Source organism: Pseudomonas sp. PDM17, assembly GCF_014851985.1.
GTDB lineage: Bacteria > Pseudomonadota > Gammaproteobacteria > Pseudomonadales > Pseudomonadaceae > Pseudomonas.
Genome location: NZ_JACVAT010000002.1, coordinates 788,955 through 804,323, shown reverse-complemented (window position 1 = coordinate 804,323; position 15,369 = coordinate 788,955). Strand labels below are relative to the sequence as shown.

Genomic DNA, 15,369 nt, shown 5'->3' with positions numbered 1-15,369 from the left:
AGGGCTGCCGGTGATTGCAGCCCTCGCTCCCCTGTATTTCGGCGAGTTCGTCGGCTACCGCGAGGTGCTGGTGACCCGCGACGATCCCCGTCCTTCTATCCCGGCGCGTGCCTTGCTGGAGCGGGAGATGCTCGACAGCGTGCTGCGTCGCTTCGACCCGCCCCACGCCGATGGTGACCGACGCGCGCTGGCTTCGCAGTGGTCCAAGTGGTACCTGGTGCGCCTCATTCCACCGGTAGTGGCCGCCGCGCTGGTGCTCGGTCGCACGCTGCCGCTGGCGTTCGATGAGGTGGAGGTGGTGCTGGATGCCCAGGGTATTCCCGAGGCGTTCAAGTTGCCGGGAGAAGGCGGACCCTTCGCCGCGACGCCGGGCGATCCGTTCCAGCGCTTCGCCCATCTGCTGGAAGGCCACCTGCAGCCCTTCATCCAGACCCTGGCCGCCGAGGCGCGCCTGTCGCCGAAGGTGCTCTGGAGCAATGCCGGCAACTACCTCGAATGGTTCCTCGGCGAGATGGCCAGGCTGCCGCCCCTGGCCCCGATGCTCGGCCACGGCCGCGAACTGCTGGAGACCGAGCGCCGTCCGGACGGCACGCGCAACCCGCTGTTCAAGCCGATCCAGTATGTCGAGGTGTCCTGCGAGCAGCGGGCCAACGGGCTATGGCGGCAACGGCGGACCTGCTGCATTCGCTATCGGCTGGGCACCATCGGCCATTGCGACAACTGCCCGCTGATCGACGAGCCGCCGCCGGAAGCGAGCGACCTGTAACGTACCCTGCGTCGGCGTGGCACAGGTCTACCTGTAGGAGCGGGCCATGCCCGCGACCGGCGCTTCCGCTCACAGGGGATCACGGTGGCGTACGGACGTAGGATGGTGTGGAGCGCAGCGATACCCATCGAATTTCGCGCACCCGCAGCAGCATGGGAATCGCAAGCTCCACCCATCCTGCAAATGTGCTTGCCGGGGAGGGCGGCGGTTTGCCCCTATAGCGGTTCAGCGCAAGTAGCTGATCGGCGACCCATCCACCGGGTTGTTCAGTACGCCCATGGGAATCCCATAGATGTCTTCCAGCGTCTCTCCGCGCATCAGCTCCGCCGGGGTGCCCTGGGCCAGCAGGCGGCCACCGTGCAGGGCGATCAGGTGGTCGCAGTAGCGTGCTGCCATGTTGATATCGTGCAGCACCACCAGCACGCCCAGGCCCAGCTCGCGGCTGAGTTCGTGGACGCGCGAGAGCACCTCCACCTGGTGGGCGATGTCCAGCGCCGAAGTCGGCTCGTCCAGCAGCAGGTAGCGGCTGTTCTGCGCGAGCAGCATGGCCAGCCAGACGCGCTGGCGTTCGCCGCCGGAGAGCAGGTCCACCGGGCGATCGGCAAAGGCCAGGGTGTCGGTGAGGTCCAGCGCGCGGTCGATCTGCTTGCGGTCCTCGCCGGTGAAGCGGCCCAGTGCGCCGTGCCACGGATAGCGGCCGAAGGCGACCAGCTCGCGCACGGTCAGGCCGTCGGTCTGCGGCAGTTGCTGCGGCAGGTACGCCACCTGACGCGCGAAATCGCGGTTACCCCAGTCCTGCAGCGGCTTGTCGTCGAGGCGGATGCTGCCGCCGCTGGCCTGTTGCTGGCGGGCCAGCAGCTTGAGCAGGGTGGACTTGCCCGAACCGTTGTGACCGATCAGGCCGATCATGTTGCCGTCGGCCAGCTGCAGGCTCAGCGGCTGCAGGAGGGTGCGACCGGGGACGCTGAAACTGACATTTTCCAGTTCGAACATGGGGTCATCCGTAGGGGCGGCGTGGCCGGAAAAAGCGGGAGTCCGACTCTAATCCAATCGCTAATGGTTATCAATTTTCAAAGGGCTCGCGGAACCGCCGGAAGGATTGCCTGTCCTTGTCCGAAAGCGCTTATGATTCAACGCTGTAACTGATCTGGTAGGGCCCATGGAGTCTGCTGTCGAACGCTACAAGCGGCTGGTTGCCGAAGCCCTTGCGCGTTATTTCCCCCGTACCACCGAATACCTGCGCGCCGAGCGCGAGGCGGCGCAGCCCAAGGCCAGCGCGCGCGGCAAGGCAAAGGGCAAGGCGAAAGCGGCGGGCAAGACGCCCGCCAAGCGCGGCGCCAAGGCCCGGAAGGATGGCGAGGCGCCTGCGCCCAAGCGCGTGCGCGCTCCGGCCGTAGCCGGCATCTACGGCAGCGCCAGCGCAGCGGATGAGCAGCGCGCCCTCGACATGCGCCAGCGCGTGGCCCAGGCGGCTGCCCACGGGATAGTCAGCCTGCCGTCGGACGAACAGTGGGCGATGATCCTCGCGCCCGAGCCGCTGACCCGCATCTTCGCCGGCGCCGGTTCCGGCAAGTCCACCACCCTGGTGCTGCGGGTGGTCTACATGCTCTGCCACTTGGGGATAGACGCGGAGAAGGTGACGGTGATTTCCTTCACCAACGCTTCCTGCGCACAGCTGCGCGAGCAACTGGTGAAGGTGCTTGGCTACTGGGGGCATCCGTTCGATGCGGCGCAGGCGCGGCAGTGCGTGCGCACCTTCCATTCGGCCATGGGCACCCTGGCGAAAGTTGCGCTGAAGAACCCGCGCTGGTTCGAGCAACTGGACGAACGCGACCCGGCCAGCGAGCTGGACAACCCCTTGCTCGCCGGCCGCCTGCGCCCGGCGCAGCAACGCCTGCTCAAGCAGGTCTACCAGCAGTGCTACGCCGATCAGCCGGCGTTCCGCGCCCTGGCGCACCAGTTGCTGGAGCTGCCGCCACCGCCGCAGGACGGCGAAGACGGCAAGCCGCCACGCATCGGCAAGGCGCCGCTGGATGTCTTCAAGCTGTCGGGCGAATTCACCGCGCTGCCGCTGTTCGAGGCGTTCTACGCCCAGTCCGGCTTCATCGAAAGCATCGGCCTGCGCATCGATCAGTTGCAGCCGCAGAAACTCGCCTGCCCGCCGCGTGAGCGCCAGTTCATCGAGGCCCTGCAGCTGTTCTGGGCGGCCTTCGATGCGGCCTTGCAGGAGCAGGGCCTGCTGACCTTCAACCTGGCCTTCCAGCGCCTGACCGACCAGCTCGGCGACGGCAAGCTGCCGGCCGAAGCGCTTGCGCCGTTCCAGCATCTGCTGATCGACGAGTTCCAGGACGTCTCGCCGCAGATCGTGCAATGGCTGCAGGCGCTGCACCGCGACCTCGCCAAGCGCGGCGAAGCCGTCAGCCTGATGGCCATCGGTGATGACTGGCAGTCCATCTACGCCTGGCGTGGCAGCTCGCCGGAGTTGTTCATGGACTTCGACCGGCACTTCCCCAGCAAGGGCCGGCGCAAGAGCCGCGTGCTGCTGCTGGAGACCAACTACCGCAGCATCGACCCGGTGATCCGCGACGGCGAGCGGGTGCTGGTTGGCGTGGCCAACAAGCAGGCCAAGACCTGCCGGGCGTTCAAGACAGCAGAGGCGGGCGACCACGGGGTGAAACTGGTGCAACGCTTTGACGCGCGCAACAGCCTGCCGCTGCTGCTGGAAGAAATCCGCAAGCAGTGCGAGCACGTCGCCGCGCGCGGCTCGCGGGAGAAAACCGCCGTGCTGCTGCTCAGTCGGCGCAATGAGACGTTGCAGACCATCCTTGGCGAGTTGGACCGCAAGCTGCCGGTGAAAGGCATGACCATCCACCGCGCCAAGGGTTTGCAGGCGGAAGTGGCGATCATCGTCGACGACTGCGCGCCGCCGGAGAAACACCCGCTGCGCAGCGCGCTGTACGCGGCCTGCGGGTTTTTCGCCAGCAGCTACGACCAGGCCCAGCAGGACGAGCAGTTGCGCCTGGCCTATGTGGCGATCACCCGTGGGGTGAGCCGGGTCTTCTGGTTCACCCGCAAGGCCCAGGGGCCCACGGCGATCCTGGCGCTGCGGCGCAACGTGGAAACCGCGACGGCCTGAGCCCGAAGAGGGCGATCAGTCGTCGCGGGTGAGGACTTCCAGCAGCTCGATCTCGAACAGCAGGTTGGAGTTGGGCTGGATGTGCGCGCCGACCTGACGCTCGCCGTAGGCCAGGTGCGCGGGTACGAAGAGCTTGCGCTTGCCGCCGACCTTCATGCCCATCAGGCCCTGGTCCCAGCCCTTGATTACCCGGCCGGTGCCGATCACGCACTGGAACGGGCGGCCCTTGTCCCAGGACGAGTCGAAGACGGTGCCGTCCTCCAGGGTGCCCCTGTACTGGGTGGTGATCAGGGCGCCCTTGACCACGGCCTTGCCGTCGCCGACGACGATATCTTCGATCTGCAGTTCGCTGCTCATGGCGTTCTCCGGTACTGCGGGTGCGGCACGAGCGCCGCGAGGGCGTGCGTTTTCGCAGGATTCGTCGGCAATGGCAAGCCGTGCGACTCAGGTGGCGAGGTTGCGCAGCTGGCCTGTCGCCACGCCGATCAGCGTGCGCAGGCCCATGCCGAGGATGACGACCGTCGCGGCGGCGAGCAGGAACAGCGCCACGCCATTGGTGAAAGGCCCGGGCGCATGACCCGCGTAGCGCAGCGCGCAGCCGGCCGCGGCGGCCAGCGGGAAACCGACCGACCACCAGGCCAGGCGGAACGGGCAGTTGCGCGCCAGATGGCGCAGACGCCCGGCGAGTACCGCCAGCATGAACAGGGTGAGCATGTACAGCGCGCTGGCGAAGCGGTCGATCTCGCCGACGAGGCTGACGTAGGCGGAGAAGCCGACCGCGAAGGGCGCCAGCAGGATCAGCAGGGAAGGCTGCAGGCCAACGCCAAGCGGCTCTTCGAACAGCAGCCGCGAGAGGATCAGGGTGAACAGCGGCACAGCGAAGAACAGCGCCACTGCGAGGGAAAAGAAGGCGACGTCGGCGGCGCCCGGCCACTGCAGCAGCGGCACCGCCAGCGGGATATCCGCCAGGCCCACCACCGGGACAATCCAGGCCGGTGTGGCGTGGGCCGCTTGTTGGCGTTGGCCGAGCCAGCGGGAAATGATCAGCCAGGCGAACGGCAGCATCCCGGCCGTGCCGATCAGCCAGCAGGCGCGGGCCAGGAACAGGCTGTAGTCGACCAGAGGAATGGGCAACAGCAGCAGGCTGATGAACAGCGTGCCGAACAGGTTGCCGGCGATGGGATGGAGGAATTCGGCCTTCACCGCGTGGGGGCCGGTGGATGCCTTGATCGCATAGCCGATGGCGACCGCGACGAAGGCCAGCAGCGCCAGCAGGCCGATGGCTTGCGATACCCACTGTGGTGCGCCGTAGATCAGCGTGGCCAGTTTCCAGGCCGACGACAGGCCCGCGAGCCCCATCACCGAGCCGAACAGGGCGACGGGCAGGTAGCCAAGCCGGCCTTCACGGGCGGTTTCCTTGGGAGCACCAAAGGCAGCAGCAGTATCGATGTTTTCTGTCATAGGCGAATCTTTCCTATCGGTACGCTGAGCAATCCGAGCCCATGGACTCCGTCGTCGCACAGCTTAGACGGGAAATATCCTGCGGCAATACCTCCGTGAGTGAATGGCGCGGAGCGCCTAGACCGCCATTTCCCCGAGAATCCATTCGCGGAAGGCCTTGACGCGCGGCTCGTCGGCGCTGGCCTGCGGATAGACCAGGTTGTAGGCATAGTCCTCGGCGACCCGCACGCCCAATTCGAACGGTTGCACCAGCAGGCCCTGTTCCAGCTCGCGGGCGACCATGGCGTGGTCGGCCAGGCCGACCGCGCCGCCTTCGAGCACCGCCTGCACCACATGGCTGGTGTCCTCGAAGGTGACGCAGCCGCTGGCGTCGAAGTCCTCCACGCCGGCCGCTTCCATCCAGCGTGACCAGTCCGGCCAGGGCGCGCCTTCGGTTTCACACACCACATGGCACAGCGTGTGGGCCTGCAGGTCGCGCGGCTCGCGCAAGGGCGGGCCGTCTTCCAGCAGGCTCGGGCAGCACACCGGGACGATCTGCGTGTCGAACAGGCGCTCCGCCAGCAAGCCGGGATAGCGCCCGCTGCCGAAGCGGATGGCGAGGTCGATGTCGTCGACGGCGAAGTCGCGCAGCTCGTCGCTGACGTCGAAGCTGAGCTTCAGTCCCGGATGCAGCGCGCGGAACTGCGGCAGGCGCGGTAGCAGCCAGTGGGTGGCGAAGCGCGCGGTGAGCGAGACCCGCAGTTGTTCCGAAGTGCGCGCCAGTCGCCGCGCCCGCACGGTGGCGCGATGCAGCAGGCCGAGGGACTCCGCCGCCGCCTCCAGCAGCAAAGCGCCCGCCGGGGTCAGCTGGATGCTGCGGCTGGTGCGCACGAACAGGCCGAGGCCGAGCTGGTCTTCCAGCTCCTTGATCTGGTGGCTGACGGCCGCCGGCGTGAGGCCCACTTCTTCCGCGGCACGGGTGAAGTTCAGGTGGCGGCCGGCGGCCTCGAAGGTGCGCAGCGAGCGGATACCGGGAAAGGAACGGCTCATCGATCTTCAAATCCTTCTTGATGATCTGTCGAGAAATACTCGTTTCTCCTGGCCTCGTCAAAGCCCGATAGTGATTCCACTTGATGCTGGATATGCAGATGTCCAGACAGTGAAACACCGAGCAGAGGAAGCCAAAGCCATGTCAGCCGCCATCCATCCCTATGTCACCCAGCGTAATGCCCAACCCGCGGGCGCCGACGATCTCGCGCCCCTGGCCTTCGCCGGCTACGCCCATTTCACCGCGATGCAGGTGCGCGGCGGTGGCATCCGTGGCCTGGACCTGCACCTGGAGCGCCTGCGCAACGCTTCGCAGCGGCTGTTCGGCCAGAGCCACGCCGACGAGGAAATCCGCGCTGCCTTGCGAGCCGCGCTGGAGCAAGCGCCGGACGATACTTCGCTGATGGCGACGGTGTACTCGCCCGCCGGGGAGTTCACTGTCGCAGGGCCTGAGCACCGACCCGAGCTGCTGGTGCGCACCGCGCCACCATCGGATGGGCCGCAGGGCCCGCTGGCACTGGCCGTTGCGGGGCACGAGCGGGTGCTGCCGGAGATCAAGCACGTCGGCGAGATCGCCAAGACCTGGTACCTGCGCGAAGCGGCGGCCGCCGGTTTCGATGACGCAGTGTTCACCGACCATCGTGGTCGCTTCAGCGAGGCGACCATCTGGAACCTGGCCTTCTGGGACGGCGAATCGGTGATCTGGCCGCGGGCGAGGCTGCTCACCGGTACCACCATGGGCATCCTCCAGCGCCAGCTGGACAGGCTCGGCGCGCGCCAGTCGTCTTTGAGCATCGACCGCCAGGACCTTCCGCGTCTGGCCGGTGCAGTGGTGATGAACTCCTGGACGCCGGCGGTGCCGGTGAGCCGCATTGGCGACGCGGAGATTCCGCCGGCGCCGGAGTTTGTCGAGTTGCTGCGCCGAGCCTTCGAGGCGGAACCGCGAGTTCAGCCCTGAAGGTGCGCAGAAAGGTAGGGCGAACAACCGGGAACAGGTTATCCGCCGGCCAGCCGCTCGGCGGATAACGCTGTCGCGTTATGCGCCCTACTGCGGGTTGTTGCTCGCGGACAGTGGCTCACTCCAGATGCGCGGCAAATCCACGGGCCTGCGGCTCGATCTGCTCGCGCAGGGTCAGCGCGGGGATGTCGTAATCACCGCCGTTCTGCCGGCGGAAGGGGATGGGCGCGGTGGTCTGGAGGTTGTCCAGACGTTCGCCCAGTTCCTGCTCGATCTGCGCGTAGCGCTGCGCATCCACGCGGCTGGTGCGATACACCAGGTAAGGCGGCAGCACGTCGAAGCCGGGGTAGTGCAGCACGCCATGGTGGATCGGGAACAGCAGGTCCTCGATCGGCCCGTTGATGCCGCGCGCGCTGTAGTGCGATTCCCAACCACCGGTGGTGACTACCAGCATCGCGCGTTTGCCGGCGAGGTTGCCTTCGCCGTAGCGGTCGCCCCAGCGGGCATCGGAGTGCTCGCCAACGCCATAGGCGAATCCGTAGGCATAGACCCGTTCGAACCAGCCCTTGAGGATCGCCGGCATGGTGAACCACCAGAGCGGGAACTGCAGGATCACCGTGTCGGCCCAGCGCAGTTTTTCCTGCTCGGCGGCAATGTCGCTGCTCTGCCGGCCGGCGGCGTAGGCGCGTTTGGAATCCAGGGATGGATCGAAGCGCGCCTCGGGATCGCGATCGAGGCTGTCGGAGGCGTCCAGCGTGGCTTTCCAGTTCATCGCGTAGAGGTCCGAGACCTGAACCTCATGGCCGGCGGCCTGCAGGCGGCGCACCGCGAAATCCTTCAGCGAACCGTTGAGCGAGCGCGGTTCGGGGTGGGCGTAGACGATCAGTACATTCATGGCGGCTGCTTCCGTTGAGAAGGGGGTGTGCGCAGGATGCGATTGCCGCAGGTATAGTGGAAATGAATATCCGGAATCCCAGGTATATGAATGAATAATCTGCGCAGGCTCGACCTCAACCTGCTGGTGACCCTGGACGTGCTGCTTGCCGAGCACAACGTGACCCGCGCGGCCCAGCGGCTGAACTTCTCGCAGCCCTCGGTGAGCGTGCATCTGGCGAAGCTGCGCGACATCTTCGACGACCCGCTGCTGCTCCCCGGCCCGCGCGGCATGCGCCCGACGGCGCGGGCCGAATCCCTGCGCGAACCCTTGCGCATCGCGCTGGAGGCGCTGGAACAGGCGGTGGCGCCCTCAGCGCCTTTCGACCCGGCACAGGCGGACAACACCTGGCGCATCGCGGCGACGGACTACGGCGAATCCACCATCCTGCTGCCGGCCCTGAGCGCCATTCGCGGCAGCGCGCCGGGCACCCGTCTGGCCCTGCTGGAGCTGTCGCCGCCGCGCATCGCCCGGCAGGCGGAGCAGGGCGATATCGACCTGGCCTTCCATACCACCGAAGGCAGCCCGCCAGACATGCGCCGGCGTACGCTGTTCAGCGAACGCTATGTGCTGGCCGGCCGCGCCGGGCACCCGAAGCTCAAACGCAAGCCGAGCCTGGCGCAGTTCTGCCAGCTGGAGCATGTGATGGTGTCACCCGACGGCGGCGGCTTCAGCGGCGTGACCGATGAGACGCTGGCGGAAGCTGGCCTGAGCCGGCGTGTAGCGCTGTCAGTGCCGCATTTCCTCTTTGTCATCTCGGCGCTGGCCAGCAGTGACCTGGTGGCCATGGTGCCGGCGCGACTGGTGCGGGATAACCCGGCGTTGCGGGTGGTGGAAGCGCCGGTGGCGGTGCCGGGGTATGAGATGTCGATGCTCTGGGACGAGCGCTCGCACCGTGACCCGGCGCATCGGTGGTTGCGGGAGCAGATTGCGGCATCGGTCTGACGGGGTGCTTTTCGTAGGAGCGAGGGGACGCCTTGTTCTTGCTCGCGAATGGGCTTGCTGGCGGCATCACGGCTGGGCAAGCCCTCACCCTAACCCTCTCCCAGAGGGAGAGGGGACCGTTCGGAGCAGGATGAAGCCATCGCGTCAGCCGGCACGGACTGCTCCCTCTCCCTCTGAGAGAGGGCTGGGGTGAGGGGATTCAGCCTGCGGTGGATATCCAGTCAGTCCACGAACTTCGTCCGCAACAGGTACTTCAGCGAAGCGGCCAGCGTCTGCCCGTGGCTCATGCCGTCGAAGGCATGGAACTGCGCCTGCATGCCGGGCGCCCTGGCGACGTCTTCCACCAGTTGCTGGGCGGCGCGGGGTGCGCTGGGGGTGATGTCCTCGCGCGGGCGGAAGGGTTCTTCACCGCCGCGCATCAGCAGCAGTTGTGCAGAGTGACCGGCCAGCCGCTGGGCGAAGCCGTCCTGCTCCTTGAGGATGACGCCGTCGCCCCACCACAGCGAAGGGCTCGCCGGAGCGTAGAAGCTGAACTGCTGCGGCCGGGTGAGCAGCGCGTGGAGCGTCAGCAGGCCGCCGTACGAATGGCCCCAGAGCGTCTGTTGCGAGCGGTCGATGGGCGCCTGGGCGGCTACCGCCGGGAGCATCCGGTCGCGCATCAGATCGAGGAAGGCGTCGGCGCCGCCGCTGGGATCACCGGTGAGCGGGTCTTTTTGCTCGGCCTGTTGCGGGCGCGTCGGGGTGTAGTCGCGGGTGCGGCCACTGCGGTCGATGCGCAGCGGCGTCTGGTAGCCGACGGCGACCAGTAGCGGTGCCTTGCCACTGTTCAGGTCGGTGAGCAGTTTCTCGTCCAGCGCGCCGATGGCGGCGTTGCCGTCGAGCATCCACACCACCGGGTAACCGGCGGCTGGGGCGGGATGGTTCGGGCGGGCGATCCACAGCTGGTAGTGACGCTGACCGTCGGCGGAGTCCAGCTTCAGCTCGCTGAAGCGGTAGGCCAGATCGTGGCGTTGCAGCAGGTGGGTGTCCATTTTCTGGTCGGGGGCAGGCGCGGCGTGCGCTGCCAGCCCCGGCACGGCGAACGCCAGTGCCAGGGCCAGGAGGCGAATTCTCATCGGGCTTTTTCTCTGATCAGAACGACGCGGTGAGGCTGGTGTACAGCGTACGGCCCGGTTCGTTGTAGGTGGCGGCACCGGCACCTTCGATGCCGTTTACGCCCTGGGCGTTGCCTTCGCGGAACAGGCGCTTGTCGAAGACGTTGTCCACCCCGGCGGTGAAGCTCAGGTTCTTGGTGAACACGTAGGTGCCGCTCAGCCCGGCAATGGCGTAGGGCGAGAGCTGGTTGTTGGCGCTGCCGGTGACGCGGTCGCCGTGGTAGTCGTACTTCTTCGGCGTCTGCTTGCCGTACCAGGCAACGCTGGCCTGCAGCGACAGCGCGTCGGTGGCCTGCCAGTCGAGCATGGAGTTCAGGGTGTACTTGGGCGTCACCGAAAGTACGTCGCCGGTTTCCTTGTTCTTCGACTGCAGCATGTAGGTGAAGTTGTTGCTCCACTTCAGCTGCTCCATCAGTGGGATGGTCAGGGTGCCTTCCAGGCCCTCGACCAGCGCCTTGGGCACGTTCTCCCACTGGTAGATCGCCGCGTTGGCATAGCTGCCGGTGCCGCCACTGGCCTGATCGATGGGCGACAGGCCCGACTCGATCTTGTTCTTGTAGTCATTGCGGAAGTAGGTCAGGCCGGCGATCAGGCCGTCCTTCTGGAACTCGATACCCAGTTCCTTGTTGACGCTGGTTTCCGCCTTGAGGTCCTCGTTGCCCTGCAGGTAGCAGCTGGTGCTCTGGCCGTAGCAGCCCTGGCCACGGCTGTAGAGCAGGTAGTCGGGGTTCAGCTGGTACAGGTTCGGCGCCTTGTAGGCGCGGGCGATGCCGGCCTTCAGGGTGACGGTATCGGTCAGCGCGTGGGACAGGTTCAGCGACGGGCTGAAGTTGTCGCCGACGATGCTGTGGTGATCCCAGCGCAGGCCGGGAGTGAGCATGGTGCCGGGCATCAGCTCGATGTTGTCTTCGGCGAACAGCGAGAAGATCTGCGCCTGTGAGGTGGTGTCGCGGTCGCTGCTGGTCAGCCCCGGAACCGAACCACCTTCGCTGGTGGTCTGGGTGTTGGCGCTGGGGTCGTCGAGCTTCTGCTGAACCCATTCGCTGCCCAGGGTCAGGGTCTGATCGCGCCAGGCGTGCAGCGGCAGGTTCACTTCGCCGTGTGCGGTCAGGTCGCGCAGGGTGGCGGTGTAGAAATCGGTGTTGCTGAAGATGCCCTCGGTACCGCCGGCCAGGCCTTCGTTGATGCGGCTGTTGCGGGTCTTCTCGTACTGCAGGTAGGCCATGGAGCTGCCGAAGTCCCACTCGCCGCGATGGGTGATCGAGTAGTTCTCGCGGTACATGCGGTTGGTCTCGTGACCGAGCATGGACTTCACGTTGGCGTTGCTGTTGGTGTTCTGCGTATCGCCGGTGTAGATGTTGCCCTGGCGGCTGAAGCCGGCCTCGAAGTCCAGCGTCTGCTCGGGCGTCAGGTGCCAGCTGAGCAGGCCGTTGACGTCCTTGTTGCGCACGCCTTCGCGGCCGGCGGGGAGGGTGCCGACCTGGTTGCCGGTGCGGTTGGATTCGTGGCCGGCGTTGATGTCCCAGTCGTCCGAGTCGGTCTTGGCGACGTTGCCGTAGACGCGGTAGCTCAGGCTGTCGGTCAGTGGGCCGTTGAGGCCGAAGGTCATGCGCTGGGTGGCGCCTTCGTCGCTGTGCTGCGGGAAGTTGCTATAGACGGTGACGTCGCCGTGGGTTTCCTTGCCGGCCTGCTTGGTGATGATGTTCACCACGCCGCCCGCCGCGCCGTTGCCGTAGCGCGCCGCCGCCGGGCCACGGAGGACTTCGATGCGCTCCACCTGGTCGGCCGGCACCCAGTTGGTGTCGCCGCGTGAGTCACGCTCGCCGCGCCAGCCGTAGCGCACGGCGTTACGGCTGGAGACCGGCTTGCCATCCACCAGGATCATGGTGTTTTCCGGGCCCATGCCGCGGATGTCTATCTGGCGGTTGTTGCCACGCTGGCCGCTGGTGGAGTTACCGGTCAGGTTGACACCCGGCATGGTGCGGATGATCTGCGACAGGTCGCTGGCCGGCGGGCGCTTCTTGATGTCCTCGGCGGTGATGATCGACACGCCCGGCATCTGCTTGGCTTCCTCCGCAGCGGTGGCGACGATGGTCTCGCTGTCGAACTCGACGACATCGGAATCGGCGCTGGCGGCCTGTACGGCGAAGGACAGCAGACAGCTGGACAGCAGCAGGAAGGGCGGAAGGAACTGCATCGGACGGGACGACATCGGTGATCTCCGAAGGAGGGCGATTACTAAGAGATCACAAATGATAATGACTGCTATTTGCTAGTAAAGCGCATTAACTTTCTAAACACTTGCGACGCTTTGTTGGCCAAGTTTGCTCGAGGGTGAGAGTGCGGCGGGCAACAGCAGGTGCAAGCAAAGCCCCAAGTTGCCATTGGCCGTGCCGTTTTCCGCCCACAGCCGCCCGTCCGCCAGCTCGACACCGCGCCGGGCGATGGCCAGGCCAAGGCCGAATCCGCTGGACTCCGACGGCTGCAGCCGCTGGTAGGGCTGGAAGATGCGTTCGAGGTCTGCGTCGTCCACACCGGGGCCGTCGTCGCTGACGCACAGGTGCCAGAACGCGCCCTCGCGCCAGCCGTCCAGGCGCACGCTGCCACTGCGCGGAGAATGGCGGATGCCATTGCGCAGCAGGTTTTCGATGGCCTGGGCGAAGCTGTCCAGGTGCACCTGCACCACGCAGTCGGTGCCCAGCGAACAGGGCAGCCGCTCGGGCTCCCAGCCGCTTTCGAAGCAGGCGTCCTCGCGCAGCGCTTCCCAGACCGACAACACCAGCACCGGCTCGCGCTCCAGCTGCGGACGCTCGGTGTCCATCCAGGCGAGGTCGAGGGTGTCTTCCAGCAGGCGCTGCATGTCCTGGATCTCGCGGTCCAGGCGTTGCCGCAGCTGGTCCGCCGGCAGATCGCTGTCATGGGCAATGCGCAGGCGCGCCAGCGGCGTGCGCAGCTCGTGAGATAGCGTGCGCAGCAGCAGGCGTTGCTGCGCCAGGCTGTGCCGCAGGCGGTCAGCCATGTGGTCGAAGGCCAGCGCCAGTTCGCCCAGCTCATCGCGGCGATGGGCCAGCGGAGTGCCGGGGCCCTCGCTGTCCAGGTCGTCGGCGCGCAGGGCATCGGCGCGGGCGCGCAGGCGATTGAGCGGCAACACCAGGTGGCGATAGATCAGCAGGCCGAGGAGGGCGGCCAGCAGGGTCGGCACTACGCCGTGGCTGAACAGGTGCGTCCAGGGTGTCAGGCCGCCCGGCAGCAGGCGCTCGGGCAACTGCATGACCAGCCGGCCGCGCTCGGGATGCCGGGGGAATTCGATGCTGACATAGGGCAGCTCGTCCTGCAGGCGCCGGCTCATGGGCCAGTGCAGCATGCGCATGAAGGTCAGGTGGCTGGATTCCTCCGCCGTCAGCGGCGTGGTGCCCAGGCTCTGCAAGTGCTCGCCGATCACCGCAACCCAGGTGTCCTCGGCAGCGGAAAGCTCTTGGCGGAATCGCTCCACGCCCTCGGCGCCCTGCTGCTCCCAGACCCTTTCGGCCTGCTCGGCATAGCGCGCCAGATAGTCGCGGTCCTCGGTGCCGAGGAAATAGGTGCTGCGCTCCAGCGACAGGCCCCAGGTCCAGATCAGCCAGGTCAGCAGCAGGCAGAAGCCAACCTGCAGCGCGGCGATTTTCCACAGCAGCGGGTGACGGCGCATCAGTGACGTTCCGCGTCTACCAGGATGTAACCCTGGCCGCGCACGGCCTGGATCTGCACCTGTTGCGCACCGATGGCCGCCAGCTTGCGGCGCAGGTTGCAGACGTGCACGTCCAGCCCCCGGTCGAGCCGCGTGTAGGCTCGGTGCAGTACGCTCTGGTAGAGGAAGCTCTTGCTCAGTGCTTCGCCGGTATGGGCGTTGAGCGTCACCAGCAGGCGGTACTCGGAATGCGTAAGACCAGCGTGTTCACCGTTGCGGGTAACGTCCTGCCGTTCATCGTCGAACTGCAGCGAGCTGTGCCGTTGAGGCTCGCTCTGCGCCGTGCGCGAGCGATCCAGACTGACCCGGCGCAGCAGCGCATCGATGCGCGCATCCAGTTCCGCCAGGCTGAAGGGCTTGGGCAGGTAATCGTCGGCACCGCGGGTGAAGCCGGTGATGCGGTCCTGCTCCGCACCCAGGGCGGACATCAGCATCACCGGCGTGGTGCGCGCGCTGCGCAGTCTATCCAGCAGGGACAGGCCATCGACGCCGGGCAACATGATGTCCAGCAGGACCAGGTCGAAGTCGTTCTGGTGGACGGCCACCAGCCCCTGGTCACCGTTCGCGCAAGTAGTGACGGCAAAGCCGCGCTGACAGAAATGACGTTCGAGGTCCAGGCGAAGACGGGAATCGTCTTCCACCAGCAAGAGCGAAGGGGACACAGCAGGCCTTGATGCGAATATTTACCATTTGCAAATATCTCACCCCTTTCCGTCAGAAGGCAATGGCGATTTGCCTGAGATCTGTCAGAAATAGCCTCAGACCCAGCGCCGCACTCGGCTGCAGAAAGCCTCGAACTCCGCACCGAACAGTTCGCGCAGTGCCCGCTCTTCCGGGCGAATCTGGAAGCGCCCGATGTACAGCACGAAAACCGCGACACCGAGCACCGCCAGCGCCGAACCGAGGAACACGCACCAGCCCAGCAGGACGATGGCGAAGCCCAGGTACATGGGATTGCGCGTATGCCGGTAGATACCGGCGACCACCAGCGAAGAGGCGGACTCCGGCTTCAACGGGTTGACCGTGGTGCGCGCGCGGCGAAACGACGCAACGCCGGCCAGGCAGACTGCAATCCCGGCCAGCGCCACCAGCAGGGCCAGCCACAGACGGTTGCCCAGCGGATCGATCGGGCGCACCGCCAGCCACATCAGCACGGCGGTGATGATTGCCACCAAGGGCGGGGGAATACGGTGTTCCAGCCAATCCATGCTCGGTCTCCGGGCCAGTGCGGCCATCTCCAGTGAGGTGCCCACACTAGCCCA

At 66.5% G+C, this 15,369-nt stretch carries 14 protein-coding genes; 4 read left to right on the top strand and 10 right to left on the bottom strand.

Translation table 11 applies throughout. The features are described 5' to 3' along the window. Positions 1-10 precede the first annotated feature (10 nt). Positions 11-766, top strand: coding sequence for a siderophore-iron reductase FhuF (gene fhuF / locus IB256_RS09325; protein ID WP_192295832.1), 756 nt, complete (start codon positions 11-13; stop codon positions 764-766). 225 nt (positions 767-991) lie between these two features. On the opposite strand, the gene IB256_RS09320 is transcribed toward fhuF, so the two are convergent. Further along, positions 992-1,759 (bottom strand): ATP-binding cassette domain-containing protein, encoded by a 768-nt coding sequence (locus tag IB256_RS09320; RefSeq protein WP_192295833.1) that lies wholly within the window; start codon positions 1,757-1,759, stop codon positions 992-994. 166 nt (positions 1,760-1,925) lie between these two features. On the opposite strand from IB256_RS09320, the gene IB256_RS09315 reads away from it, so the two are divergent. Then, positions 1,926-3,902 carry a DEAD/DEAH box helicase gene (locus IB256_RS09315; protein ID WP_192402265.1) on the top strand — a complete coding sequence of 659 codons (1,977 nt, stop codon included), beginning with the start codon at positions 1,926-1,928 and terminating at the stop codon, positions 3,900-3,902. Positions 3,903-3,917: 15 nt separating this feature from the next. On the opposite strand, the gene IB256_RS09310 is transcribed toward IB256_RS09315, so the two are convergent. The 3 genes from IB256_RS09310 to gcvA all read right to left on the bottom strand — a co-directional run bounded on the left by IB256_RS09310 (position 3,918) and on the right by gcvA (position 6,392). After that, positions 3,918-4,259 (bottom strand): FKBP-type peptidyl-prolyl cis-trans isomerase, encoded by a 342-nt coding sequence (locus IB256_RS09310; RefSeq protein ID WP_081519864.1) that lies wholly within the window; start codon positions 4,257-4,259, stop codon positions 3,918-3,920. A gap of 87 nt (positions 4,260-4,346) precedes the next feature. Then, positions 4,347-5,363: an SLAC1 anion channel family protein gene (locus tag IB256_RS09305; RefSeq protein ID WP_192295835.1), complete on the bottom strand. Its 1,017-nt coding sequence runs from the start codon at positions 5,361-5,363 to the stop codon at positions 4,347-4,349. 117 nt (positions 5,364-5,480) lie between these two features. Then, on the bottom strand, positions 5,481-6,392 hold the full coding sequence (gcvA, locus tag IB256_RS09300) for a transcriptional regulator GcvA (RefSeq protein ID WP_192402263.1): 912 nt from the start codon (positions 6,390-6,392) through the stop codon (positions 5,481-5,483). A gap of 139 nt (positions 6,393-6,531) precedes the next feature. Between gcvA and IB256_RS09295 the strand changes: the two genes are divergently transcribed. Further along, the gene (locus IB256_RS09295) at positions 6,532-7,347 is read left to right on the top strand and encodes an aminotransferase class IV family protein (protein ID WP_192295837.1); all 816 of its coding nucleotides are present in this window, start codon (positions 6,532-6,534) and stop codon (positions 7,345-7,347) included. A 118-nt stretch (positions 7,348-7,465) separates the two neighbouring features. On the opposite strand, the gene IB256_RS09290 is transcribed toward IB256_RS09295, so the two are convergent. Then, positions 7,466-8,242, bottom strand: a complete 777-nt coding sequence (locus IB256_RS09290) for an NAD(P)H-dependent oxidoreductase (protein WP_192295838.1) — start codon at positions 8,240-8,242, stop codon at positions 7,466-7,468. A 90-nt stretch (positions 8,243-8,332) separates the two neighbouring features. Here IB256_RS09290 and IB256_RS09285 point away from each other — a divergent pair, with 90 nt between their 5' ends. Continuing rightward, positions 8,333-9,226 carry a LysR family transcriptional regulator gene (locus IB256_RS09285; protein WP_192295839.1) on the top strand — a complete coding sequence of 298 codons (894 nt, stop codon included), beginning with the start codon at positions 8,333-8,335 and terminating at the stop codon, positions 9,224-9,226. A gap of 221 nt (positions 9,227-9,447) precedes the next feature. Here IB256_RS09285 and IB256_RS09280 read toward each other — a convergent pair whose 3' ends face one another. The 5 genes from IB256_RS09280 to IB256_RS09260 all read right to left on the bottom strand — a co-directional run bounded on the left by IB256_RS09280 (position 9,448) and on the right by IB256_RS09260 (position 15,315). Continuing rightward, complete coding sequence (locus IB256_RS09280; RefSeq protein WP_192402261.1) at positions 9,448-10,341, bottom strand: alpha/beta hydrolase; 894 nt, start codon at positions 10,339-10,341, stop codon at positions 9,448-9,450. 16 nt (positions 10,342-10,357) lie between these two features. Continuing rightward, complete coding sequence (locus tag IB256_RS09275; RefSeq protein WP_412547959.1) at positions 10,358-12,577, bottom strand: TonB-dependent siderophore receptor; 2,220 nt, start codon at positions 12,575-12,577, stop codon at positions 10,358-10,360. Between the two features lie 96 nt (positions 12,578-12,673). Next, positions 12,674-14,068 (bottom strand): sensor histidine kinase, encoded by a 1,395-nt coding sequence (locus IB256_RS09270; protein ID WP_192402259.1) that lies wholly within the window; start codon positions 14,066-14,068, stop codon positions 12,674-12,676. After that, the gene (locus IB256_RS09265; RefSeq protein ID WP_192402257.1) at positions 14,068-14,769 is read right to left on the bottom strand and encodes a response regulator transcription factor; all 702 of its coding nucleotides are present in this window, start codon (positions 14,767-14,769) and stop codon (positions 14,068-14,070) included. The genes IB256_RS09270 and IB256_RS09265 overlap by 1 nt, the downstream gene beginning before the upstream one ends. A gap of 96 nt (positions 14,770-14,865) precedes the next feature. After that, positions 14,866-15,315: a methyltransferase family protein gene (locus IB256_RS09260; RefSeq protein ID WP_192210656.1), complete on the bottom strand. Its 450-nt coding sequence runs from the start codon at positions 15,313-15,315 to the stop codon at positions 14,866-14,868. Between the last annotated feature and the right edge of the window lie 54 nt (positions 15,316-15,369).

Bases quoted from the DNA above. Each gene is read 5' to 3' on its own strand.
- IB256_RS09320 (WP_192295833.1), bottom strand. From the start codon at position 1,759: ATGTTCGAACTGGAAAATGTCAGTTTCAGCGTCCCCGGTCGCACCCTC.
- IB256_RS09315 (WP_192402265.1), top strand. From the start codon at position 1,926: ATGGAGTCTGCTGTCGAACGCTACAAGCGGCTGGTTGCCGAAGCCCTT.
- IB256_RS09310 (WP_081519864.1), bottom strand. From the start codon at position 4,259: ATGAGCAGCGAACTGCAGATCGAAGATATCGTCGTCGGCGACGGCAAG.
- IB256_RS09305 (WP_192295835.1), bottom strand. From the start codon at position 5,363: ATGACAGAAAACATCGATACTGCTGCTGCCTTTGGTGCTCCCAAGGAA.
- gcvA (WP_192402263.1), bottom strand. From the start codon at position 6,392: ATGAGCCGTTCCTTTCCCGGTATCCGCTCGCTGCGCACCTTCGAGGCC.
- IB256_RS09295 (WP_192295837.1), top strand. From the start codon at position 6,532: ATGTCAGCCGCCATCCATCCCTATGTCACCCAGCGTAATGCCCAACCC.
- IB256_RS09290 (WP_192295838.1), bottom strand. From the start codon at position 8,242: ATGAATGTACTGATCGTCTACGCCCACCCCGAACCGCGCTCGCTCAAC.
- IB256_RS09285 (WP_192295839.1), top strand. From the start codon at position 8,333: ATGAATAATCTGCGCAGGCTCGACCTCAACCTGCTGGTGACCCTGGAC.
- IB256_RS09280 (WP_192402261.1), bottom strand. From the start codon at position 10,341: ATGAGAATTCGCCTCCTGGCCCTGGCACTGGCGTTCGCCGTGCCGGGG.
- IB256_RS09275 (WP_412547959.1), bottom strand. From the start codon at position 12,577: ATGCAGTTCCTTCCGCCCTTCCTGCTGCTGTCCAGCTGTCTGCTGTCC.
- IB256_RS09270 (WP_192402259.1), bottom strand. From the start codon at position 14,068: ATGCGCCGTCACCCGCTGCTGTGGAAAATCGCCGCGCTGCAGGTTGGC.
- IB256_RS09260 (WP_192210656.1), bottom strand. From the start codon at position 15,315: ATGGATTGGCTGGAACACCGTATTCCCCCGCCCTTGGTGGCAATCATC.